Genomic DNA, 3,168 nt, shown 5'->3' with positions numbered 1-3,168 from the left:
TGTTTGGAGGCAGTCAAGACTCTTGGGGGAGTAAGAAATGATCGATAGAGATTGCAAAACAGGGCAATCCAAGGATCAAATCAAGACGGCACGCCAATCCAGCACCAGTAAAGTTGGCACTGACGCAGGTAGCCCGTTTATCAGAATGGGCAGGCGGAGGGAGATTTTTTGGTGTCAATCTCCGCCTCTACGATAGTAATCGGAGATCCGATCGTCAAGAAAAGATGATGACGATGGCGGGGGATCGTTGCTGCTAATCAAGCAGGTGGTCGGCCCACGGTACTGCGGACGACCCGAAGCCAACCCGGCCCAGGATCGGAATCGGCGTGTAGCGGGCGATTTCGGCGGCATTTTCGTTTGCCGAGGCGTCAAGATCTTCCGAGGTATCACAGAGCACGATGCCGGCCGGCGTCATGCCACCGTGGATCGCAGCGGCGCAGGTCGCCAGCGTCTGATGAATCACCCCCAATCGGTTGGCGGTCACGACTACCAGCTGGACGGGAGCCAATTGTTTAGCCAAATCGAGGTTCAAGATGCCATCGGCAAGTGGGCTGAGCAGTCCGCCGGCGCCTTCGATGATCGTGACATCGAATCCAGTCAACCAGGGTTCGGCGGCTCGGTGCAGTTGATCCGCGTTGACGGTTTTGCCTTCGGCGGCGGCGGCGCGGGTCGGAGCGAGCGGGGCGCGGAAACGTTGCGGGCACACTTCGGCAAGCGTACGAGGGTTTCCCGCAGCGTTCCACAGGTTCGTTGCGTCGGCGGCAAAGATTTCAGCCCCACTTTCCTCGGATTCGGCATGGCAATCGCTTGCTACCGGCTTGTAGACGCCCACCTGCATGCCAGAATGTCGGTAATGCTTTGCCATCGCAGACGCGACGAAAGTTTTTCCCACATCGGTATCGGTACCGCAAATGAAAAATCGGCGTGCGGGTCGAGTGCCCGGCTCGGATGGTCGGTGGGTTGTCGTTGGTTGAGATGGATTCATTTTCGCCCCTTTTTAAATTAATTCTTGGATGCAGTGCTCGTGACACGCAACGTCAAACTCGGACTCGTGCAAATGAAAGACGCTGGCTCGAAGTCAGCGATGATCGAAAATGCTTCAAAGTGGATCCGCGAAAGCGCGAGCCAGGGAGCCCAGATCATTTGTTTGCAAGAGTTGTTCAATGGCCCTTATCCCTGCCAGAGCGAAGATCATCGGATGTTCGATTTGGCGGAAACGATTCCCGGTGAATCGACCGAGGCGATGGCAAAGCTTGCCAAAGAGCTCGAGGTGGTCATCGTCGCGCCGATCTTCGAAAAACGTGGCCCTGGACTATATCACAATACCGTCGTGGTGCTTGATGCCGATGGATCGATGGCGGGCGTGTATCGCAAAATGCACATTCCCGATGACCCGTTGTTCTACGAAAAGTTCTACTTCACGCCAGGTGACTTAGGGTTTCGTCCGATCGAAACACGGTTTGCTAAACTCGGTGTTGGTATTTGTTGGGACCAATGGTTCCCCGAAGCGGCTCGGTTGTTCGCGCTCGCCGGCGCCGAGATCCTGTTGTATCCGACCGCGATTGGATGGATTCACGAGGAAAAAGAAGAGTTTGGTGCGGGCCAGCGAAGTGCGTGGCAGACCACGATGCGAGCTCATTCGATCGCCAACGGGATTTGGTTGGGGGCGCCTAACCGAGTCGGGATCGAAGACCATCTCGAATTTTGGGGATCGAGCATCATCGTCTCGCCTCGCGGCGAAGTGGTTGCCGAAGGGGACCAGAGCGAAGGGCTGCTGATTGCCGATTGCAACCTGGACGAAATCGACGTCGTCCGCACGCATTGGCCGTTCCTTCGCGATCGGCGAATCGATGCCTACGGCGGGCTACTGAATCGCTGGAACGCTGATCCGCCATTTACTCGGCCCGGCTGAGCGGGTGGCCGCGTGTTTCAGCTAGGGCCGCTCCGACCAGCCGCGTCTTGCAAACGAATTGGCCAGAGGGAACTCGTATGATCTGAGCCGACGGCGCTAGCCGCTCGTTGAATTAGTGAGCCGCTCGCGCGTGAGCGGCCGGGTTCCACGCATTACCCGGTGCCTTGCGGCCCACAAAAGGATCGACGTTTCATCGGAAAATTCCGAACGACCTGCCTAGCTGTTGCCGTTGTCTGAATCGTCCAGCCCGTAGTCTTTGATTTTCTTGTGCAGCGTGTTGCGGTTGATGCCAAGCATCGCTGCGGCCTTGGTTTGGACGCCGCCGCACGCGGACAAGACTTGCACGATTAATTCTTTCTCGACGCGGTCGACCACCAAACTGTGGACGCCGCCCTCGCCTGTGTCCGCTTCACCGAGTCCCTTCATCACGACTTCGCGAGTCAGTTCGTTCATGTCGCCGATCGGTTTCTCCGTCCCCACGGCAACGTCACGGTTGGTGACGCAAAGCGGCAGCAGGTCGAGCGTCAATTCGTCGGTTTCGGACATCACGACGGCGCGTTCGATATAGTTCTGTAGTTCACGCACGTTTCCGGGCCAATGGTAGTCCTGCATCGCTTCGAGCGTGCCCGGCGCGATATGGACCACGTAGCGGTCGTTGATTTCGTTATAGTGTTCCAGAAAGAAAGAAACCAAGGCCGGGATGTCTTCGCGACGACGACGTAGCGGTGGAATTTCCACAGGCACGACGTTAAGTCGCCAATAAAGGTCTTCACGGAACCGTTCCTCGCGAACTTCGTTCATCAGATCGCGATTGCTCGCGGCGATGATGCGAACGTCGGTGCTGAAGGTGCTGGTATCACCGACCCGTTCGAACTCTTTCTCTTGCAGTACCCGCAGCAATTTGACTTGCAGCGTCAGCGTTGTGCTGTTGATTTCGTCTAGAAAGATCGTGCCGCCCTGTGCCGCTTCGAAACGGCCCGCACGATTAGCGACCGCACCGGTGAACGCACCGCGGACGTGGCCAAACAATTCGCTTTCAAGCAGGCTTTCGCTCAACGCGCCACAGTTGACGCGGACAAAGGGGGCGCCGCTACGGTGGCTCAAACGGTGAACTGCACTGGCGATCAATTCCTTGCCGACGCCGGTTTCACCTAGAATCAATACCGAAGCATTGCTTGGTGCGACACGACGGGTGACGCGATAAACCTGCTGCATCGCTGGCGAATTGCCAATGATGCCTGCGATCGGTGGCTCTC

General features: G+C 57.2%; 3 protein-coding genes. 1 reads left to right on the top strand and 2 read right to left on the bottom strand.

What is annotated here, in order from left to right; translation table 11 throughout:
* Positions 1 to 253: 253 nt before the first annotated feature.
* Entirely contained in the window at positions 254 to 985 is a 732-nt protein-coding gene (bioD, locus tag ABX962_RS33545) for a dethiobiotin synthase (protein ID WP_372726032.1), read from the bottom strand.
* 39 nt (positions 986 to 1,024) lie between these two features.
* On the opposite strand from bioD, the gene ABX962_RS33540 reads away from it, so the two are divergent.
* Entirely contained in the window at positions 1,025 to 1,912 is an 888-nt protein-coding gene (locus tag ABX962_RS33540) for a carbon-nitrogen hydrolase (RefSeq protein WP_372726031.1), read from the top strand.
* Positions 1,913 to 2,128: 216 nt separating this feature from the next.
* Here the strand turns inward: ABX962_RS33540 and ABX962_RS33535 are convergent, their stop codons facing one another.
* Positions 2,129 to 3,127: a sigma-54 interaction domain-containing protein gene (locus ABX962_RS33535; protein ID WP_372726033.1), complete on the bottom strand. Its 999-nt coding sequence runs from the start codon at positions 3,125 to 3,127 to the stop codon at positions 2,129 to 2,131.
* Positions 3,128 to 3,168: the final 41 nt, after the last annotated feature.

This window comes from Novipirellula sp. (genome assembly GCF_041583735.1).
Taxonomy (GTDB): Bacteria; Planctomycetota; Planctomycetia; order Pirellulales; family Pirellulaceae; genus Novipirellula.
This window is presented reverse-complemented; position numbering and strand designations above follow the sequence as displayed.

Bases quoted from the DNA above. Each gene is read 5' to 3' on its own strand.
- bioD (WP_372726032.1), bottom strand. From the start codon at position 985: ATGAATCCATCTCAACCAACGACAACCCACCGACCATCCGAGCCGGGC.
- ABX962_RS33535 (WP_372726033.1), bottom strand. From the start codon at position 3,127: ATGCAGCAGGTTTATCGCGTCACCCGTCGTGTCGCACCAAGCAATGCT.